The organism is Natrinema longum, assembly GCF_017352095.1.
Taxonomy (GTDB): domain Archaea; phylum Halobacteriota; class Halobacteria; order Halobacteriales; family Natrialbaceae; genus Natrinema; species Natrinema longum.
This window is the reverse complement of record NZ_CP071463.1, coordinates 389065-409784: the sequence shown is the minus strand read 5'-3', so window position 1 is coordinate 409784 and position 20720 is coordinate 389065. Positions and strand designations below refer to the sequence as shown.

The 20720-nt window shown below is 55.7% G+C and carries 17 protein-coding genes; 13 read left to right on the top strand and 4 right to left on the bottom strand.

Annotated elements, in window-relative coordinates; translation table 11 throughout:
* Positions 1-92: 92 nt before the first annotated feature.
* The 6 genes from J0X27_RS01990 to J0X27_RS01970 all read left to right on the top strand — a co-directional run bounded on the left by J0X27_RS01990 (position 93) and on the right by J0X27_RS01970 (position 7501).
* Positions 93-485, top strand: a complete 393-nt coding sequence (locus tag J0X27_RS01990) for a hypothetical protein (RefSeq protein ID WP_207270816.1) — start codon at positions 93-95, stop codon at positions 483-485.
* 156 nt (positions 486-641) lie between these two features.
* Positions 642-1823 (top strand): sugar phosphate nucleotidyltransferase, encoded by a 1182-nt coding sequence (locus J0X27_RS01985; protein WP_207270815.1) that lies wholly within the window; start codon positions 642-644, stop codon positions 1821-1823.
* Between the two features lie 2 nt (positions 1824-1825).
* Positions 1826-3628, top strand: a complete 1803-nt coding sequence (gene glmS, locus J0X27_RS01980; RefSeq protein ID WP_207270814.1) for a glutamine--fructose-6-phosphate transaminase (isomerizing) — start codon at positions 1826-1828, stop codon at positions 3626-3628.
* A gap of 262 nt (positions 3629-3890) precedes the next feature.
* Complete coding sequence (locus J0X27_RS01975; protein ID WP_207270813.1) at positions 3891-4718, top strand: undecaprenyl-diphosphate phosphatase; 828 nt, start codon at positions 3891-3893, stop codon at positions 4716-4718.
* Positions 4719-4781: 63 nt separating this feature from the next.
* Complete coding sequence (locus tag J0X27_RS18185; RefSeq protein ID WP_425491970.1) at positions 4782-4979, top strand: HVO_A0556 family zinc finger protein; 198 nt, start codon at positions 4782-4784, stop codon at positions 4977-4979.
* Positions 4980-5047: 68 nt separating this feature from the next.
* On the top strand, positions 5048-7501 hold the full coding sequence (locus J0X27_RS01970) for an MFS transporter (RefSeq protein WP_207270812.1): 2454 nt from the start codon (positions 5048-5050) through the stop codon (positions 7499-7501).
* Positions 7502-7739: 238 nt separating this feature from the next.
* On the opposite strand, the gene J0X27_RS01965 is transcribed toward J0X27_RS01970, so the two are convergent.
* Positions 7740-8126, bottom strand: a complete 387-nt coding sequence (locus tag J0X27_RS01965; RefSeq protein WP_207270811.1) for a hypothetical protein — start codon at positions 8124-8126, stop codon at positions 7740-7742.
* 234 nt (positions 8127-8360) lie between these two features.
* Here J0X27_RS01965 and J0X27_RS01960 point away from each other — a divergent pair, with 234 nt between their 5' ends.
* The 3 genes from J0X27_RS01960 to J0X27_RS01950 all read left to right on the top strand — a co-directional run bounded on the left by J0X27_RS01960 (position 8361) and on the right by J0X27_RS01950 (position 11164).
* Entirely contained in the window at positions 8361-8621 is a 261-nt protein-coding gene (locus tag J0X27_RS01960) for a MarR family transcriptional regulator (protein ID WP_207270810.1), read from the top strand.
* 106 nt (positions 8622-8727) lie between these two features.
* Positions 8728-10167, top strand: a complete 1440-nt coding sequence (locus tag J0X27_RS01955; RefSeq protein WP_207270809.1) for a flippase — start codon at positions 8728-8730, stop codon at positions 10165-10167.
* Between the two features lie 79 nt (positions 10168-10246).
* A complete protein-coding gene (locus J0X27_RS01950; protein WP_242634233.1) occupies positions 10247-11164 on the top strand; it encodes an alkaline phosphatase family protein in 918 nt (305 codons plus the stop codon).
* Between the two features lie 58 nt (positions 11165-11222).
* On the opposite strand, the gene J0X27_RS01945 is transcribed toward J0X27_RS01950, so the two are convergent.
* On the bottom strand, positions 11223-12161 hold the full coding sequence (locus J0X27_RS01945; protein ID WP_207270807.1) for an O-antigen ligase family protein: 939 nt from the start codon (positions 12159-12161) through the stop codon (positions 11223-11225).
* 731 nt (positions 12162-12892) lie between these two features.
* Between J0X27_RS01945 and J0X27_RS01940 the strand changes: the two genes are divergently transcribed.
* Positions 12893-14053: a glycosyltransferase family 4 protein gene (locus J0X27_RS01940; protein WP_207270806.1), complete on the top strand. Its 1161-nt coding sequence runs from the start codon at positions 12893-12895 to the stop codon at positions 14051-14053.
* 164 nt (positions 14054-14217) lie between these two features.
* Entirely contained in the window at positions 14218-15141 is a 924-nt protein-coding gene (locus tag J0X27_RS01935) for a hypothetical protein (RefSeq protein WP_207270805.1), read from the top strand.
* 252 nt (positions 15142-15393) lie between these two features.
* Here J0X27_RS01935 and J0X27_RS01930 read toward each other — a convergent pair whose 3' ends face one another.
* A complete protein-coding gene (locus J0X27_RS01930) occupies positions 15394-16485 on the bottom strand; it encodes a glycosyltransferase family 4 protein (RefSeq protein ID WP_207270804.1) in 1092 nt (363 codons plus the stop codon).
* A 193-nt stretch (positions 16486-16678) separates the two neighbouring features.
* Here J0X27_RS01930 and J0X27_RS01925 point away from each other — a divergent pair, with 193 nt between their 5' ends.
* Both J0X27_RS01925 and J0X27_RS01920 read left to right on the top strand, forming a co-directional pair.
* Positions 16679-17656 (top strand): NAD-dependent epimerase/dehydratase family protein, encoded by a 978-nt coding sequence (locus J0X27_RS01925; RefSeq protein WP_207270803.1) that lies wholly within the window; start codon positions 16679-16681, stop codon positions 17654-17656.
* A complete protein-coding gene (locus tag J0X27_RS01920; RefSeq protein ID WP_207270802.1) occupies positions 17656-19023 on the top strand; it encodes a nucleotide sugar dehydrogenase in 1368 nt (455 codons plus the stop codon). Before J0X27_RS01925 ends, J0X27_RS01920 begins: the two co-directional genes overlap by 1 nt.
* On the opposite strand, the gene J0X27_RS01915 is transcribed toward J0X27_RS01920, so the two are convergent.
* On the bottom strand, positions 18972-20411 hold the full coding sequence (locus J0X27_RS01915) for a sugar transferase (RefSeq protein ID WP_207270801.1): 1440 nt from the start codon (positions 20409-20411) through the stop codon (positions 18972-18974). The genes J0X27_RS01920 and J0X27_RS01915 overlap by 52 nt on opposite strands.
* Between the last annotated feature and the right edge of the window lie 309 nt (positions 20412-20720).

The window sequence follows — 20720 nt, the reverse complement described above, 5'->3', positions numbered from 1 at the left end:
GAGGGCGCATCGCGCTGTTCACGTTTGTTCAGAGACAGTATGTCCAGTATAATTAACTATTTGCAACGCCGGAACGTATTCGACCGGTACGAATGAGTACGCTCACTCTCTGGCCGTGGGCTGCGCTTGCGTTAGTAATCGGACTCGTCTTGCTGTCGTCGACGGTCTGTCTCTGCTATGCGATCGGAACGGACGCGAACGCTCGCGGTGCAAACGGGATCGCCTGGGCGATGTTCGCGATACTGCTCCTGCCGATCGCCATCCCAGCATACGGGGCGTACAGAACGCGACTCCCTGCTCGAGACGAACCGCCCGGATCGACCGAACGCCGCCTCGGCGCGTTCGGAATCGGCACCACGACCGCGTTCGTCGTCTCGGCACTCGTCTCGCCGCCGGATCCGTTCACCCAGTTGCTGTACGTGGTTCCGCTGGTGGTCGTCTTCGTCCCCCTGGCTGCGGTCGTCTGTTACGAGCCCGGCTGGTGAGGGCTCGGTTCCTGAATCACGTTCCGATCGCCTCCGTCCGGGATCGGTGGCCCCGAATCGAACTCGGTATCACGCCACCGTCCGTTGTTGAGCTCTCGTCGAGAGCGACAGTTCGAGCCACAAGAATAATATCTGCGGATTACTCTCACTCTGCCAATGACGATTCGTTCTGCGGTTGTTCTCGCGGCAGGGGAGGGGGCCCGTCTCCGTCCCCTGACGAAACATCGGCCAAAGCCGATGCTTCCCGCGGCGACGAAACCGATTCTCGAGCACGTCTTCGATGCGCTCGTCGACGCCGGCATTACGGAGATCACCGTCGTCGTCGGATACGGGCGGACGCACGTCCAGTCGTATTTCGGCTCGACGTACCGCGACGCCTCTCTCGAGTACGTCGTCCAGGACAAGCAACTCGGCAGTGGACACGCCCTGTTGGCTGCCGAATCCGAGGTTTCCGAGCCCCAACTCGTCCTCAACGGGGATCAACTCGTCGCCCAGCGGATCGTCGAGGACGTTCTCGCTGCTTACGACGATGGCGACGACGCGATCGCGACGCTCGGACTCGTTCGTGACGCGGCCGTCGACAACTACGGCGGCGTGATCCTCGAGGACGACGGCAGCGTTCGGGAAATCGTCGAACGTCCCCGCGACGACCGGACGTACCAGCTCAACGCGGGCGTCTACGCCTTCGATCCGGAACTCTTCGAATATCTCCGGGGGCCGGAACCACAGCTGAACGAGTACTCGCTCGTCGACGGAATCGCGAACGCGATCGACGCCACGGAGACCGTCCGGGGCGTCACGTCCGAGGGAATCTGGATCGACGCGACGTATCCCTGGGATCTCCTCGAGGTAACCGAGACCCTCTTCGAGAGCGTCGACGGTGTCGAAAGCGAGATTTCGGCCGATGCTCGCGTTCACGACTCGGCAACGATCGTCGAACCGGTCGTGATTTCCGCCGACTGCGTCGTCGGCCCGGGCGCTGTCGTCGGCCCGAACGTCGCACTCGGCAAGAACGCGACGGTCGGGGCGAACGCCGTCGTCGAGACCAGCGTCGTCGACGCCGACACGCGCGTCGGTTCGGGGGCGACGCTCGTCGACTGCGTCACTGGGCGGAACGTCCGGATCGGCACTGGCTCGACCGTCGTCGGGGGGCCAGGCGACGTCCGCGTCGGCGACCGCGTCCACGAAGCCGAACGACTGGGCGCGTTGCTCGCGGATCGCGTTCGCGACGGTGGCGGCGTGACCTACGCGCCGGGGACGATCGTCGGCTCCGATGCCGTCATCAACGCGGGAACGACCGTTCGCGGGACGATCGAGACCGGAACGGAGGTTCAGTAACGATGTGTGGTATCGTCGGGTACGTCGGCTCTACCGACGGGAGCGATGCCGTCGACGTCGTTCTCGACGGGCTCTCACAACTCGAGTATCGTGGCTACGACTCCGCCGGGCTGGCCGTACCGACCCCCTCGATGCGGGTTTCGAAGGCCGCCGGCGAACTGTCGGCACTCGAGGACGTGGTTTCTCGCCCTGGCCTCGCGGGCGAATCGGTCGGAATCGGTCACACGCGCTGGAGTACACACGGCGAACCGTCCGACGCCAACGCCCACCCACACGGCGATGCGGCGGGACGGGTCGCCGTCGTCCACAACGGAATCATCGAGAACTACCAGCGGCTGCGCGACGATCTCGTCGATGCGGGCGTCGCCTTCCAGAGCGAGACGGACACCGAAGTCGTTCCCCACCTGATCGGGCGCTACCTCGACCGCGGTGCCGACCCCGAGGCTGCGTTCCGGCTGGCGATCGACCAACTCGAGGGCAGTTACGCGATCGCCGCCGTTTTCGACGGCTCGGAGACGGTGTACGCAGCGCGCCAGGATTCCCCGCTCGTCGTCGGCCTCGGAGAGACCGGGACGTACCTCGCGAGCGACGTCCCCGCGTTCATCGAGTACACCGACCGCGTCTGCTACCTCGAGAACGGCGATTTCGCTCGACTCTCCGCGGACGGCGCGGTCATCACCGACGGGGAGGGAGAACCCCTCGACCGGGCGACGGAAACGATCGCGTGGGACTCCGAAGACGCGGAGAAAAGCGGCTACGACCACTACATGCTCAAGGAGATCCACGAGCAGCCGACGGCCCTGCGGCAGTGTCTCCGGGGCCGGATCGACGAGCTCGGGGGGACGGTCGATCTGGCGGAACTCGCCGCCATCGACCACGACGGACCGGTCCAGTTCGTCGCCTGCGGAACGTCGTATCACGCGGCGATGTTCGGTGCGGAGCGGCTCCGGTCGGGCGGCGTGAGGGCACAGGCGTTTCTCGCCAGCGAATACGGGATCGATCGCGTTCCCGTCGACGAGGGGACGCTCGTCGTCGGCGTCACCCAGAGCGGCGAGACCGCCGACACGTTACGCGCCCTCCGTGAGGCCGACCGCGCCGGGGCGACGACGCTCGCCGTGACCAACACGGTCGGCAGCTCCGCCGCTCGAGAGTGCGATCACGCCCTCTACATCAGAGCGGGTCCCGAGATCGGCGTCGCCGCGACGAAGACGTTCGCGAGCCAGCAACTCGCGCTCGCACTGCTGGCGTTCGAACTCGGCGACGGCCCGACCCGCGGGGAACTCGAGGCACTCCGAGACATCCCCGGGCAGGTCCAGACGGTCCTCGAAACGACGACCGCCAGAGCGGTCGCCGAGGCGTTCGTCGATGCCGACGCGTACTTCTTCGTGGGACGGGGCTACCACTACCCGGTCGCGCTCGAGGGCGCGCTGAAAATGAAGGAGATCACCTACCGTCACGCGGAGGGATTCGCATCCGGCGAGTTGAAACACGGCCCGCTGGCGCTCGTGACCGAAACCACGCCGGTGTTCGCGATCGTCACCGGCGACGGCGAAACCGCTCGGAAGACGATCGGAAACGTCAAAGAAGTCGAGGCCCGCGACGCACCCGTCGTGGCGATCACCGACGGGGAGTCCGACGTGACGCGCTACGCCGACTACGTCCTCGAGATCCCCGCCGTCGACGACATCAGTGCGTCAGTGCTCGCGAACGTCCAGTTGCAACTGGTCGCCTACTGGGTCGCCAACCTGCTGGGACGCTCGATCGACAAGCCGCGCAATCTGGCCAAGAGCGTAACAGTTGAGTGATACTATCAGTCGTACTGTTGCCTATTCGATGATCCCACCGTCTCTTCTCTGATTCGTTCTCAGACACGCCGCGGTGCCGCCAGCCCGTTTCACTCTCGTGTCGACCGGCCGCGTCGACGACACGACCGCGGCCACTCTGTGATGCTCGCCGGTCGAAGGGATCCCGCGGCTCGAGCACTGGCCCGTTCGACGCGGACCGGGACGCTTCGACGGCGGCTCGAATCGGGCCGATTTAAGTGGCCCTGTGCGTCGACTAGCACCAGTGAACCGCGCCGAACTCGTCGTTGCGATACTCGCCGGGATCGTTCAGGGGGTCGTCGAATGGTTGCCCGTCTCGAGCCAGGGGAACCTCGCACTGTTCTTGACTGCCGTCGGAACGGATCCCAGCGTGGCGTTGCAGCTGGCGCTGTTTTTGCAACTCGGGACGACGCTGTCGGCGGCGACCTACTATCGCAGGGACATCGCGACAGCCGTTCGTTCGGTGCCCGGATGGCGACCCCATCGGGCGTACGCCAGTGAGAACGCGATCGCCTCGTACATCGTCGTCGCCTCGCTCATGACCGGTCTCGTGGGGATTCCGCTGTACGTGTACGCGGTCGATCTCGCCGGCCGGCTTACCGGCGGCGTCTTCATCGCCGCGATCGGCGTCCTGTTGATCCTGACCGGCGTCCTCCAGCTCGCCTCGGAGTCGGTGTCGATGGGGGTTCGCGACGCGCCGACGCTGCTCGATTCGGTGCTCGTCGGGGCCGTCCAGGGCGTCGCGATCCTCCCTGGTATCTCTCGATCGGGTGTGACGACGAGTACGCTACTGTTTCGCAGCTACGACCCGCCGGCCGCGTTCCGGCTCTCCTTTCTGTTGTCGATCCCCGCGAGCCTCGGTGCGGCCGCACTCACCGTCGCGGGTGCCGGCGGGCTCCCCGGCATCGCGCTCGGGCCCGCACTGGCCGCACTCGGGATCAGCGCCGTCGTCGGCTACCTCACGATCGATGCCCTCATGCGGGTCGTCGATCGGGTTCCGTTCTGGGTCGTCTGTTTCGGCCTCGGCGCGCTCGCGATCGTCGGCGGGGGCGTCGTCACCGTCGTCGTATAATCGAATCGGTTCGACAGATCAGGGCATGCAGTATCCGGCCGATCACCTCACCTATAGTAGCACCTGCAAGTCATTGCGCACCTGATCGCACGACAGCGTTGCGATCAGCGTGTCAATCGGTTCAGTTGCAACTATAGTGACGCCCTCGAGGGAAGCATCTGTACGTTTTGTGAGGAGGGGGAACTTCTGCGGGACAGTTTCAAAGGAAACGATGCGGTGATCTGTGACGCCTGTGGGACGCCGGGCGCGCAAGTGTGGTAACGTTGCGCTCCGGTCAGTTCCTTCTCCGAACGAAAATATGATACCGTCGTACACTCACCAGACAGACAATGTCTACTGACGGCGATCCGGACGCCCTTTCGGACGCCACGGCGTCGTTTCTCGCCGACCGCGATGACGGCGACCAGGTACTCGAGACCGTCCTCGCGGCCGACGCCGAACACGACACTTGGACGTTCGACGATATCGATCTGGATTCGGGAACGTTCGGGGAACTCGTGTCGAGCGGAATCGTCGAGAAGGTCGATGGTGCGTATCGAGTTGCTGACCCTAAGGTCGTCGAAGCAGTGATGGCAGGTGAGGAGTTCGAAAAAGAACCGACATCAGTAGCTGACGACCGCGGGTTCGATCTCGAGCGGTTCTGGACGGCCATCGATCCTCGAGCGATGGTCGCGTTGGTCGGGGCGCTGGTCGTCGTCGCCGGTGCCAGAATGACGGCGTTTCGGTCGATCTTTCAGAGCGGCCGAGTCGTCTCGCCCGCGAACGATCCCTACTACTTCCGCTACTGGATGGAGGAACTGGTGGCGGAGGCATCGGGACCGACGGAGTACGGAGTACTGATGGATCCTCCTCACAGCGTCGCACTCCGGCGACCACTGGCCCACGCGACGAACTGGTTCGTTGCCGAGTTACTTGGCGGCGGACAGGGAGCGGCCGACACCGTCGCAGCGTGGCTCCCCGTCGTCGCGTCTGTCGCGCTCGGACTCGTGATTTACAAAGTGGCCGTCTTGCTGACTCGGGACGTCCGGGTCGGGGTCGCGTCCGTTCTGGTCTTTGCAGTGACGCCGATCCACGCGGTCTACACGGGACTGGGGTTCATCGATCACCAGCTCCACCAGTACTTTTGGCTCGGAATTACGCTGCTGACGCTGACGTGGCTCGCGGTTGATCTCCAGCGACGGCTCGAGGCGAGGTCGGAGCCGCGTCCAGGCGTTCTGGCACAGCTTCGAACGCCGCTGACGTGGGTCGTCACCATCGTTTTCGGCCTCTCAGTCGCAGCAGGGATCCACGCCTGGGGCGGCTCGCCGCTGTTGCTGATCCCGCTCGCCGGCTACGTCGCGTTGCGAGTCGTGATGGACGCTCGAGCAGATGTCTCGCCTGCACTCGCGAGCCTGCCGTTGCTCGTTGGCCTCTCATTTGGCAGCTGGCTCTCGCTGGCGCTGCACCACCGCTGGGGCTGGCAGCCGGAGTTCGTTGCGACAACGCCGGCACTGGTGCTTGGCGGCTCGGTCGCCGTAATCGCACTCGGCGAACTGTGGCGGCGGCTCGATATCCACCTCGGCGGCTTGCTCGCACTCGAGACGGCCGTCGCCACAGGGGTACTTCTCGCCTTTCGGCACCTGCAGCCCGACGACTGGGCCGAAGCGATGGCACGCGTCGACGACCTGCTCTTCCGGGAGAGCGCGACCGAGGCGGCCTCGCTGTTTTCGACGGAGTACTTCGTCATCTTCGGGCCGCTCTACCAGCTTGGCATGGGGTTTTACATCGCACTCGCGGTCCTGGGCTGGATCGCCTGGCTCGTCGTCCGTCGGTACGAACCCGGCTGGTTGCTCCTTGGCACCTACGCGGGCTACCTGCTCGTCCTGGCAGGGATTCAGGTCCGCTTTGCCGGCCAGTTGGCGATTCTGCTGGCCATCCCCACCGGGATGGGCGTCGTCCGACTGCTCTCAGCCATCGAGCTGGCGCGTCCGCCGGTCCCGTTTCGGGATCGAGACGCCACCGCTGGGGATGACCTGCAGGAGGGAGCGACCGTCGCCGCCGACGGCGGACTCGAGCCCTCGATTTCGGTTCCCGATGGGCGACGGCTCGCCTATCTGCTCGGGATCGGGCTGCTCGTGTTCGGGCTGAGCCTCATCTACGTCCCCACACTGACGGCCAACGTGACCTACAGCGAGGCACAGCTCGAGGCCGTCGACGCGATCGACGACCACGCCGACGCGGCGAACCGAACCCATCCCGCTAACTTCGTGTTGAGCGAGTGGGGCGACAACCGGATGTACAACCACTTCGTCAACGGCGAATCACAGCAGTACGTCTACGCCCAGAGCAACTACGAGGAGTTCCGAGCGGATTCAGATCCCGACGGCTGGTACAACCGGTTCAGCGGTCGGGTCGGCTACGTCGTCGTGACTCCCGTCGACGGGAACGTCTCGTCCGACACCGCACAAGCCCGCCTGCTCGAGGATCGTGGGGCAGGCGGAAACGGCTCCGACGGGCTGGCCCACTACCAGGCGATCGCCGTCGACGACGACGCCACGGCCTTCGCAGTCGTTCCCGGAGCGAAGCTCGCAGCGTCCGGTGAGCCGGGGTCGAACGTAACAGTCGAGACCGATGTCTCCGTCTCCGGAGAGTCGTTCACGTACGAGCGGACAGTGGCGGTCGGGGAAAACGGTCAGGCGACGGTGAGGGTGCCCTACGCCGGTGAGTATACGGTCGGCAATCGGACGGCGACCGTTACCGAAGCGGACGTGCTAAACGGGAAGTCGGTCGCGCTCGAGGAGTGAACGACCCGTTCGTCTCGTGACGGTGTGTCGCTGTCCGAGGGGACTCACTCCCTCGAGGGCTGGTTCGCGTCGTCTCTTTCTCGAAGGCTGCCTCGATCGTCGAGGCGGGTCGTGAGCCGATCGGTTTCGACACGGCGGGCTCTGACTTCCGCGAGGAGCGTCTCGAGCGGGGTACTCTCGAGGGATGTGGGGTTCGTCGGACTCGGCAGTCGCGAGGCAGGGGTCCGCCCCGAACTGCTCAGTCCCCGCTTTCGCCTCCCGTCTCGCTGGTTCGGTCGCCGTCGCGTTTCGGGCTCTCACCCTCGCGTCGACGGAACGCCTCGCGGGCTGCCTCGAACGGCCCGCTGACCGTCGTGATCGCGTTCGCCCGACCGTCGTCCGCGTATGCGCTCCCGGCCTCGGGGAGGTGCCGGTGCAGACACTCGAGTTCCGCCCGAAGCTCCCGACAGTGGCGCTTCGCCGCCAGTCGAACGTCCGGCTCGAGCGTCTCGTCGTCGGTGATCGCCTCGAGCAACGTGGTGGTATCGGTGTCGATCGACTCGAGAAGGGACCGATAGCTGCTCGAGTGGGCCGATTCGTCTCGCCGGTCGGGGCCTTCTTTACCCCGTGTCTCGTCGTTGGACATGGCTTCCGTAGGCTGGATACGGGAGCTTCTCGCGGACTCGGTGCCGCTAACACCGGTCCGCTATTCTGCGACTCACCGAATTAGAGAGTCACATATAGCTTCCGTACCACAAACAATACCCTCCTCTGACATAAGCCTAACTACGAACGTAGTCTTTTTAAATCGACGTATGTCGTGCCTCTTGCTGAAGATACTACTGATTTTTCCGTTTTGCTAGCCGGGTATCGCGAATAGATGGTCGAGCGAGTACCTTGGATGGCTCCTGTCGACTACGAGATTATGCTCTTCTTCGAAGATCATCCTATTCTGGTTTCTCCACGGGTTCTCGCAGCGAATATCGAGTATGATCGCCAGTATGTGAGTAAACGGTGTCGGGCTCTTGCCGACGCAAACTTATTAGAGATCATCGATACTGGCCTCTATCAACTCACAGATACTGGGAAGGAGTATCTTAAGGGCGAACTGGATGTGAGCGATCTCGAGCGCAATAAGTAGGAAATTGCAATCCACATACTTTATTATACTCAAGAGATCTTGGACCATATCGACTGTTCAGTTGAACTGTTGACTCTATATATTAGATAGTTAGATAACCTGCAAAATGAAGAAATCACTGCTCAGGTTGATGTCGGTAGCATTCTTTGGGAGTCTAGTCGGACGTGGACTTCGCTACCTGCTCAACGTGGTAATCGCACGGGGATTAGGACCGGAGGCACTCGGTCTCTTTGCATTTGGTATGGTAATTATGAAGGCGTTTAGTGTTCTTTCTAGGTTCGGGTTAGACACAGCAGCTCGAAAGTACGTTCCAGTGTATAATAATCAAGGAGATAAGGCGAAACTGTGCGGTATTTCTGTACTTTCAATAGCATTCCCATTTTTTCTTGGAATAATCATATCAATCATCGTATTTGTTGTGTTACGGACAGGGAATTTTGGACCCGAATTTGCTCCAACAGCGTCACTTTTTGTTGCGGGTATTCCACTTTTTTCCTCCATGATGGTGGCACAAAACGCTACGACCGGCTTCAAAGAAACACGATACGCCGTTTATATTCGAGATATTATTCAGTCTAGCACGGCAATTTTATTCATTGCGATAGGAGCACTTTATTTTAAAGACTTGAATATTACTATTTATGGATATATTGCTTCATTCGGAATTGGTTTACTGTCTGCAGTGTATTTTTTATCCCGTCTTGGGGCATTCCAATCATACCCGGAACTAGAGCTTAAAAAGATACTAGCATTTTCTGCACCACTTGTCGTTGTTGCAGTAGCTCAGTATATTGTATCATGGACCGACATATTTATGCTCGCAATATTTGTTTCGCCGACTGAAGTTGGTTGGTATCAAGCTGCATACCAAACTTCCGTTTTGCTTGTATTGGTTCTTAGTGCAGTGAACTCAATATTCCCAGCTGTTGCCTCTGATCTGTATAGTAGTGATCAATTGAAAACTCTTGACCAAATATACTCTACTGCTACGAAGTGGGTATCTTATCTTACAGTTCTTGGTTTTGTTTTTATAAGTATTTTCTCCCGTGAAGTGTTACTATTATTTGGAACGTCGACTGAATCGGCACGTATTTCACTCATTATTCTAGCATTTGGTCAAACGATAACTGCTAGTACTGGGCCAGTTGGATTCCTATTGACAATGTCCGGTCATGAGCGTCTTGAAAGTATAAACACTGTTTTTCTTGCTATCTCTAATATAGTTCTAAATTTCATACTTATACAATCGTTTGGGATTATTGGTGCCTCAATAGCAACAGCAACATCGCTTTTGGCTTTGAATTTGATTCGAATTGTCGAAGCATATCATTTACTCGGGATTCAACCATATGAGCAATCCTACTGGAAAGGATGTATCGGGATACTAGCATCATCTATTTTTATGATTCTAGTATATCGCTTTGCGAGTGGGAGTATAATTCCAACTAGTGTAGTCGGAACGATAGCTCTGGTACTGTTCTTATCGATTATGGTATTGCTGGGATTCGACACACAAGATCAGAAATTGATAGAGGCAATAAAGTAACTCTGGGATTCCCCAACATAGAAAGATAGAAAACCTATCGATTACGATGAAGGTGCATATGAATACGACTGAGCGTCTAATGCGGGCACTTCAGAATCCCAGACTCTTTGCACGGGGATTGAATCGCGCATATCATAGGCGTGCTGGACTTCGCTCGGAAAATCCAAGCGGTATTGATGTTTTCACTGAAGATTGGGATACGCTCGTGGTCCTCGATGCGTGCCGATATGATATGTTTGCATCCGCTAACCAACTTGATGGGGAGCTCACGCCGCGAATCTCGAAAGGATCATCTACAGTGGAATGGTTGCGGGCAAACTTCAGTGGGCGCGATCTCAGTGATACGGTCTATGTCACGGCAAATCCCCAACTCGAGCGCAATCGTGAAGAGTGGGATGTGAACCTACATAAGATCATCAATGTTTGGCTTGAAGAAGGATGGGACGACGAACACGGAACTGTCCGTGCCGAGACGATGACCGACGCTGCGCTCAAGGCCAATAAAAAGTATCCACACAAGCGGCTCGTTGTTCACTATATGCAACCACACTATCCGTTTGTCCCCGCTGACACGGACTTCGATGACGATCATCTACGGAAAATCGACGGTAATGGTGGTTCCCCATCAGGGGAAAACGTCTGGGGAAAGAAATTCACCGGAAACTTGGATGTCTCTCGAGACGAGCTCTGGTCGATCTATCTTGAGAACCTCGAATATGCCCTCGAGAGTGTTGAAACGTTACTAGGGGAGATGTCTGGAAAGACAGTAGTCACCGGCGACCACGGGAACTACGTTGGGGAGCGCGCATTTCCGACCCCGATCAGAGAATACGGACATCCGCGTGGGCTATATGACGAACCGCTAGTCAAAGTTCCGTGGTTCGTATACGATGGTGAGACACGACGGGAAATCGTTGCCGGTGAGAGTACTGAATCAACTGATAACGTTGAGTCGGAGGTTGTGGATCAACGATTGCAGGATCTGGGGTATTTATAACTCCATCTTGGCTGTTTTTCCGCATATATAAATAACTTGGAACTACTGGTTACTGTGATCAGATATCCCGAATCAGAGACTGAGTTATACCGGCAAACATCCAAAACGAATACATTCGCGTCAATCTTCCTTCAGACATCATGTACATGAGGAAAACAACGAGAGAACAAAGGGTTGCCAGTGGCAAATAATAACTCTCTTTTTGAAATATTGATAGAATAAATAATTGCTTGAGAGTTACCAATATCAGCAAGGCAAGGGCGATCGCAGTTGGGAATCCAATATGGATGATGGCACTAGCGAGATAGTTATGTGGGTACCCGGCATCGACGACATGAGGCGAGGAAATCGGAGCATATCGGTAGAACCCAACGCCAAAGAGAATGGACATAGGCGTTTGGATTACCTCCTGCAGAGAACTTGTAATTAAATTGTATAGAAGTCCAATAGAGTACAAAATATGTTCTAACGTAAACCTATATCCGCCAGTAAAGTTAAAAAATGATCTAAGGACTACAACAATAATAATACTACCAACTCCAAGAGCAGATGTAGGAACTAAGATTCTCATTGACCTTGTAGAAAGAAGTATCAGTATAAATGAAAGTCCGACTCCAATCATAGCTGCCCGAGAACCTGTCAGAATGAGTCCAAAAGCCAACACTGGAAGAGCAATTAGTTCTAATCGAGATTTCTTCCAACTATATTCAGTTAGTATCTGTGCTGTCGCAATAACGATCGCGATACCAAATATACTTGATAAGTAATTAGCTGAAATAGCTAACGGAATTCCGTCACCAACCGCAACTCGTCTTATCGAATCCAATCCGGAGTTTATTATGTATGCCAATATATAAAGTGACACAATCGCGCCGGTGGCTACAATCCACCTATAGGCTAATTTCAGTGTGTTCTTGTCAGTTAGAGTTATTGATGCTAATAAAATTAGAGGACCTAGAATGAACTCTACATAGAACCTTAGTGCCTTTTCTGGCATTGGATTATAGATTAGATTATAATAAAATGATAAGGTTAATAGGAGAACTATGGCTGTGAGTATCAACATATTATATGATATGCGGAATTTTTTCTCAGTAACTATTTTTATAGAGGAAAAAAACACTACAAGCACTGAGAGTGGCAATAGGACATAAGTTGTTGAAATACTCCCGACTAGATCGATTCCTCTAAAAAAAGTAGACAATAATATGATTAGTAAAAAGGTAATGAAATATATAGTCCTCAGATTTGGTAGTTTCTGCGAACTATAGCTGGTATTATGTGATCGCATTCAGATCAACTCAGTCATATCGAGCGTTATTTAATGCCATCAATAAATCTTCCGCTCTAGGAGTCTACCTCTTGGTGAAAACCTCGAGTAAAATACTTTGTAGTTGAAGACAGAATGGTTGTTCAACTATGCCATCATCTATTATCTAGTAGATTAATATTGTGAGTTTCCCATTCTAATTAAATGAATAATTAGATTATTTCCTCAATTCGGCTATGCCAGGCCATTTCTAATATGTGGATGTTGTGTGAAAATAAAATATAGAATTTATTTCTCCAAAATGGATTTAGATACACTTTTTTATCTATATCTCCTTTACTCATAGAGCAGTGGTGATTAAATACGTGCTTTATATATTCTACCAGACAAGATTGCAAGCAGATAGGAAATAACGGATATATGAAAATGAATTACCGAAATAATCTGAGCTGTGAGAAATGACAAGAATCATCTTCGTAACACTAGTTGACTTATCTGGTACATCCGGGCAGAACCTCTACTCGAGGGAAGTCGCAAACTCCCTAAACGAGCTCGAGGGGTGCTCACTCGAGATTATCTGTCCCTACCCTAAACGTGAAAAAACAGAACTACTCTCGTCGGACAATATATCAGTCCACTATCTCTCAAAAAAACGGCGACAGGATCCGAAATGGAACCTTCGAATTCAACCAGAGATTATAAATCACCTTCAAAAGATACACCGAACTAAACCAATAGATGGCATTGTTACCCCGTTAAAACCTGGGTTGGTTTCACCTCCACTATTTTCGTACTGGTACGACATTCCACAAATTCTTCTTGTAGAAGGGATGCTAGAGAAGAACATTGCTAAGATGTCTCCCTTCCCCGGGGCGACGGCAATAGCGAAAGGAATTGTGAAAATAAACGCGATGAATAGTACACAGGCATTCGCTGCATACGATGAAGCCAGAGACATGATCCGATCGCGAAGTGGCTTTGCGAATACCCCGACTGAAACGTTCCACCATGGCGTTGATACTGATCAGTTCCGGCCGATACCCCGTCAGAAAGCTAGAGCGCAGATTGATGCGGAATTCCGAGACGATGATTTCGTAATCGGATTTGTCGGCAGTTTCAAAAAATATCATTGCGTCGACCCACTACTGAGAGCAGTAGATAGTTCTCAGAAAGAAATCAAACTATTGCTAGTCGGCGAAGGACCCGAACACGAGCAAATGGAATCCCTCGCAAAGACCTTAGATGTGGATGCACACTTTACTGGGTTCGTCGATCACGAGACGGTAAATACGTATATTTCTGCGACTGATGCCGCCTATGGTGCTATCGACCCAGATCATTGGGGAAGTCCAATGAAGGTATTCGAGTATCTAAGCTGTGAACGCCCTGTTATTGCAACACACTCCGATTCACTTTCGTTTGTCGAATCGGAAAACTTGGGTGAGATTGTGCGCACACCTTCCCAACATGAAGTCGAATCGGCTCTCGAGTCGTTACATGAGATGTCCAATGAGGACCGGGTGGAAATGGGAAAACGTGGAAGGAAATATATCATCGAGAATAGAACGTGGGATACACTGGCGAAAAAAATAGAAGAAGCAATCAAAGAAAGACAATGACTGATACTATCGTCTTAGGCATGGATGAAGCAACGTGCTACGAGACGTTTCAAAAGCACTACCTTGGGAAACACATCGAGAGCGTATAGGATAAAGATGCTGAGAAAGTCGATTGGTTATGACTTAGTGAGGGAGACTATAACCAACCCCTACTCAAAATAAGTATGACTCCCTCCATATCACCGAAATCCATCGTCACAGACGCACGCAAAGCTATCAAGAATCCCGAACGAGTCCGGCGACGGATCCGCCAAACACTCGCTCGCTCAGTTACCTCACGAGACTATACACCGGTTGAGAGCTACTATGAGCGCGACTGGGACACGCTCGTTATCCTCGATGCCTGTCGGTTCGATACCTTCAGAGACACACACCAGTTCGACGGCACTCTCGAGCGCATCCAGAGCAACGCGAGCCATACCAGCGAGTTCCTTGAGAAGAATTTTTCCGACGACCAGTTTGACATCGCGTACGTCTCCGCGAGCCCCCAACTCGTCGGATACGAGGATACGTTTGCGCATGTTGAACATGTCTGGTCCGATCAATGGAACGATGAGTTAGATACCGTCACTCCCGACACTGTTACGCACTCTGCCCTCGAAATCGCAGAAGAATACCCACAGAAACGGCTTATCGTCCATTACATGCAGCCACACTATCCGTTTATTGGGGAGACAGGCCGTGATCTTGGACCACAGGCGAGCTTCACTGGTGGCCTTCGACCGCGAGAAGGCCTAACAATTTGGGAACGGATGTCTGCCGGTGAAATAGATTCCAAGACTGCCCGGAAAGCATACCGCGAGAACCTCAAGATCGTACTACCCCACGTTCAGGAGCTTACCGAATCGATTGACGGGAAAACGGTTGTCACGAGCGACCACGGGAATCTGTTCGGAAAGCGAATCTCGCGTCTCCCACTCACGATATACGGCCATCCGCCACGATTCACGGACAGAGAGCTCACGTCAGTCCCTTGGCTGGAGCTGCCATATGAGGATCGGAGGACAATCACGACGGCAGACGAAGCGAAACAGATCGACATTCCAGAGCAAACAACCGATCGGCTTGAGGCGTTAGGGTACCGATGACGCGTAGGCTTGTAGTACTGCGCGCGTGGAAAGACCGAGAGCTTAGGCGTTAGCCGACGGCTCGATCGAACTGTACCGCGTCGACGAAGACCCCGACGAATCCGAGAACGTAGCCGAAGCCAACCCGGCGGTCGTCGACGAACTCGAGTCAACACTCGACGACTGGCTCCAGTCGTTCGACCACGCTGACGCCGACGGTACCGTCTCGATGCGAGACGAAACGAAGGAACGACTCGAGGATCTCGGCTACCTTCAGTAGGCGATGGACCGGAGATGCGCTGTCGTCCGTTCGACAGTCGTTTGCCACGCGTAATCGTCTTCGAGGGACCGAACGCGTTGCCCCGTCTCGAGCCACTCGGAGACGCGGGGAGCGATCGACTCTCCGGCGTCCAAATCGACGAGTTCACCGCGTCCTGCGACGAGTTCCTCGAGTTGATCGAGGTGCGAGCAAACGACCGGTAATCCGGTGCTGATCGCCTCGAGAACGGTCCGTGGGACGCCCTCAGCTCGACTCGGAAGGACGAGTACGTCGCCGCTGCGGTAAACCCGCGGCATCTCGTCGTAGGGAACGTGACCCAGGAAGTGGACCGAGTCATCGATATCTAGCTCGCGAGCGAGCGACTCCAGATCGCTTCGCAACGGCCCGTCGCCACACAAATAAAGCTGCGCGTCTGGATGCGTACGCTTGATCTGTGGGAGCGCCTCGAGAGCCACCGAGGGGCGTTTTCCCTCTACTAACCGCCCGACGAAGAGAACGACCGGCTCCGTACTATTGATCAACCTACTCTCACGCCCGTCAGAACCAAATCGGTTTGTATCGATTCCGTTCGAGACGACTTCGATCCGACTCGAGACGCCGAACTCCCGCACGCGGTCCCGGTCCGTCTCGGTATAGCAGAACACCACATCGGCCTGATCGAACGTCCACCGACCGAGCGTTCGCAGGTACAGCCGAAAGACGTTCTCGGGAGCGCTCTGCGAGTAGAGTCCGTGGTTCGTAATCGCCAGTGGGATATCCCCGAGACGGCGCTTCAGCGCCGCCAGATTCGTCGAGAAATAGAGATGGGAGTGAGCATGCATGACATCGAACTCCGCAGCCGAAGCCAGATACTGTGCGACCCCTGAACTGATGTCGTTTCCGAGGAGACTTGCTGTCGGATCGTACCGAATCACCGTATATCCGTCTCGAGTTTCGATGTGAGGGAGGTCGGGATCGGATTGCACCGTGACGACGGTCACGTCGTGACCCAGTGCCGCCTGATCGCGACTCATCGCGTGGACGTGATACTGTCCACCGCCCTTCGTATCGGGATAGAGCTTCTGTGCGACGCGAAGAATACGCATTCGTTAGGGGGTGTGGATCGAACACCTATGAGTATGCTGGTCTATTCCGATCCGGTGAATGAAATCTACGAATGAACTTCCGGCTCTTAGATGGCCTATAAAATAGTTCCACACAGGCCGGGGTGGTCCATAAAATAGTTGCGTACAGGCCGGAACGGTTAAGCGGATGTGTTCATAGAGAAGACAATAGTTAATGCGCATACTCGTAACTGGAGGCAGCGGTTTTATCGGCTCTCATCTGGTCGATTTCGTACTCGAGAGGACGAACCACGAAATCGTGGTTCTCGATAACTTCTCGACAGGAACGAAAACCAACCTGCCGAACTCGGATCGACTCGAGGTCGTCGATGGCGATGTCTGTGACGAGCAAGTAGTCTCGAAACAGGTCGGTCGCGCGGATTCCGTATACCACCTTGCGGCCGCCGTCGGCGTCCAGAAGATCGTCGATTCACCGCTCGACTCGCTGCGGACGAATCTACGCGGAACCGAACTGGTACTCGAGGCCGCAGTCGAAGACGGAACGCAGGTGTTCATCGCGTCATCGTCTGAGGTGTACGGGAAGTCCGAGGCGGTTCCGTTCGCGGAGTCGGATGACCGAGTGCTCGGCCCAACTGAGAGCCTCCGCTGGAGCTATGCCTCCGCGAAGGCAGTCGACGAGGCATTGGCTCTCGCGTACAACCGGAAACACGATCTTCCCGTCGTCGTCGGACGGTACTTCAACATCGTTGGCCCACGCCAGACGGGTCAATACGGGATGGTCATTCCGACATTTGTTGAGCAAGCGCTTACGGGCGAACCACTGACCGTCTACGGGGACGGCACACAGACACGGAGCTTCACACACGTCCGAGATGCCGTCCGAGTGACGTACCAACTACTACACTCACTCGAGGCCTACGGCTCGGTGTTTAATATCGGCTCACCGCATCCGACGAGCATCAACGATCTCGCGGAACGAATTATCGAACTCACGGACTCCGACTCCGAAATCGAACACATCCCCTATGAGGTCGCCTTCGACGAGAACTTCGAAGAACCACAGCAGCGCGAACCGGACGTCACGAAACTCGAGGAGACGCTAGGATGGCATCCGGAGACGGAACTCGACCGCATTCTCGAGGACGTGATCGCGGAACGGCGGTCGCGACTCGAAACTGAGGAGGGAGTCTAATGACCGGCGTTCGAGAGCGGATCGAAGAACGGGCGGCAACCGTCGCAGTAATCGGCGTCGGATACGTCGGCCTGCCGCTGGCCTGTCACTTCACGAAAGCCGGCTTTCGTGTCGTCGGATTCGACATCGATGAGGACCGAATGAAATCCCTCCAGCGCGGCGATTCGTATATCGACGATATCGACGACAAGCGCCTCGAGCGAGCGCTCGACAACGATTTCGTCCCGACAAGTGATCCGGAGAAACTCTCCGAAGCGGACGTATTCATCGTCGCCGTCCCGACGGGGATCCAAGAGGGAGAACCAGACATGGAAGCGATCAGGCAAGCGAGTCAGACGATCGCAGAACACGCACCCGATCGTGAGATTTTGTACGTCTGTAGTAGTACGGTCTTCCCGGGAGCGGCCGATGAGATTGTCCGTCCGGCGCTTCAAGCAGGTGGTCGCCGTCCGGGTGAGGATACCCTCGTCGCCGTCGTTCCGGAGCGAATCAATCCCGGTGGCCGATACGAGTTCGAGGATATCCCTCTGATCGTCGGTGCGGATAGTGATCTCGAACGGACTGCAGCACAGAAACTGTTCAATGCAGTCACTGTCGGAACCGCGCCAGTAACGTCGACGAAAGCCGCCGAGATGGCCAAGACGCTCGAGAACACCTACCGAATGGTGAATATCGCGCTCGTCAATGAACTCGCGCGCCACGCTGAGGAAGTCGACGTCGACATTTGGGAAGTGATCAACGCAGCGGGAACGAAGCCATTCGGATTTCAGGAGTTCTATCCCGGTCCTGGTGTCGGTGGACATTGTATCCCAGTCGATCCCCAGTTTTTGACCTGGCTCGGTCGACGTGAGGGTGACCCGCTCCGACTGGTCGAACAGGCAAACGTGATCAACGAGACGATGCCAGCACACGTCGTCGATCAGGTGGAGACTGGACTGGGAGCCCGCGGCGTCCCGATCGACGATGCCTCGATCGTCGTACTCGGACTAACGTACAAGCCGAATGTCTCCGATATTCGTAACTCGCCTGCGATGGCGATTTGTGAGAACCTCTGTGCGAAGAATGCGACTCTCACAGCTATTGATCCGTACGTCGATAGTACGACCCTCGCCAACGATCAGATTGAACCGGAAAACGAAATTGATCGCGACCTAATCGCCGATGCAGATATCACGCTCTTGCTGGTCGATCACGATGTCTTCGAGTATGATGCCCTCGAAGACGCGCCGTTCGTCTTCGATGCCCAGAACGCGCTACCAACGGAGACGGCAATGCCCGTCCTTCGACTCGGTGATGGTGAATCACTATCGAACGCTCACTCGCGACCAGCGAGTTCGGCGACGTCCTCAACGACCTTCCAAAGTTGACGGAGCAAAATCTTCAGATCGAGCAGAAGTGACTGATTTCGGATATACTGGAGATCGTACTGAACTTTCTCGGTAGGCTCCTGACTCGTCGCGTCGTTGATCTGGGCGAGTCCGGTTAGGCCAGGTTTGACGAACCATCGCTGTCGCCACTCGATCGCTTCGCTCTCAAATTCGGACTCGAGTTCGGTCTGTGCTGGCCGTGGACCAACAATGCTCATACTTCCGGTTAGGATCGACCATAGCTGCGGGATTTCGTCGAGATGAGTCGTTCGAAGGAACGTCCCGAGTGGTGTCCGACGGTCCGTTTCGATAACCGTCCCCACTTCCCCGCCCCGTTTCGGTTTCAGCGTTCTGAATTTCTTTATCTGGAACGTTTCGCCGTACAGATAGGTCCGCTGTTGGCTGAAAAAGACCGGCCCTTCGCCCTCTAGTCTAATCGCGAGGACGATAAGCAGAATAAGTGGTGAGAGAACGAGCAAAGCCGTCCCCGAAACGACAATGTCGAACGTTCGTTTCATGAGATAATCGAATGGATCCCATGGCTCTACCTCTACGTCGATGAGCGTTCCAACCGCATCTTCGGAAACGAGTACCTTATTCGCGTACTCCCGGTGAACTTTCGCGTTAACGCCGTGTTCGTAGCAGGCATCGAGTGCACCGAAAAACTCTGCACGGTCAGGATGATGGAACGCAAGCACGACGGTATCGATATCGTACTCGATCAGGGTGTCTTCGATTCGTGAAAGCCCACCGAGTCGAGTAAGCGAATCGCTATCCGTGAGCGTATCGACCTCGTTTTCGATTTCCGTGAGACCGTCGTCTTTCTGTACGGTCACACCACCGTCAGTGACAGTGTGCCAGTTAACGGCAGTCGGGCACAGATATCCAAGTACGAGTGCGTCGACCTCAGGCGCGATCCGTTCGATCTGGGCCAGGTCATCGCCGACGATCAGTGTGCGGCCGTCCGACGCAGTCGGCCGCCGGCGGATCCAGACGAACCACGCGGGGATCAAGAGCATCAATATTCCGACGATCATGACCAGCGTCGCCCGCGGCAGTCGATGGCTCCACTGGAAAAACCCGAGTGTCGCTAACGCAAGTCCTGCTACCCCGACTCGTTTTTGCGCGATGACTACCGTCTCGAGGATCCGACGAGGACGGGGTTTGTAGAGCGGAAGTAAACAGCCAGCGACGATACCGACGCTCAAAGGTAACGCCCAATACAGCGATTCCCCAGTTAAGACGGTCACATCAAGACGGTTAAAGAGCGGAATGTAGGTAGTAAACAGATACTGAGATACCGGATGGTTAGCAGCGGTGACAGCGATACCAGTCGCCAGTATCACCCCAATCAAACTGACAATACGATACCGCCATCCGGTGAGCATTCGATACGAGCGATTGTAGGGTAGTGATATAAACTTGCTGGATATGTCGAGGAATTTGATTCTATCCTCTGTTGTATCCGTACTGGTTGCCAGTTCAGAACGGCTCTCAGAAGAGATTGAGAGCCGAGGAGACCACATCCGTTGTCAGACATACACGATTAGTGATTGAAATCAGACGTGTCGGTGTTCTCGACCTCTATCACTGAATCAGAGTACGGGTTGAATCCCCGATTCGGCGTCACAATGCCCAATTTCAGGACCGTTCGGCCGTCCGCTGCGAGGACTGTGGACTGTAACGGAGGAATTTAT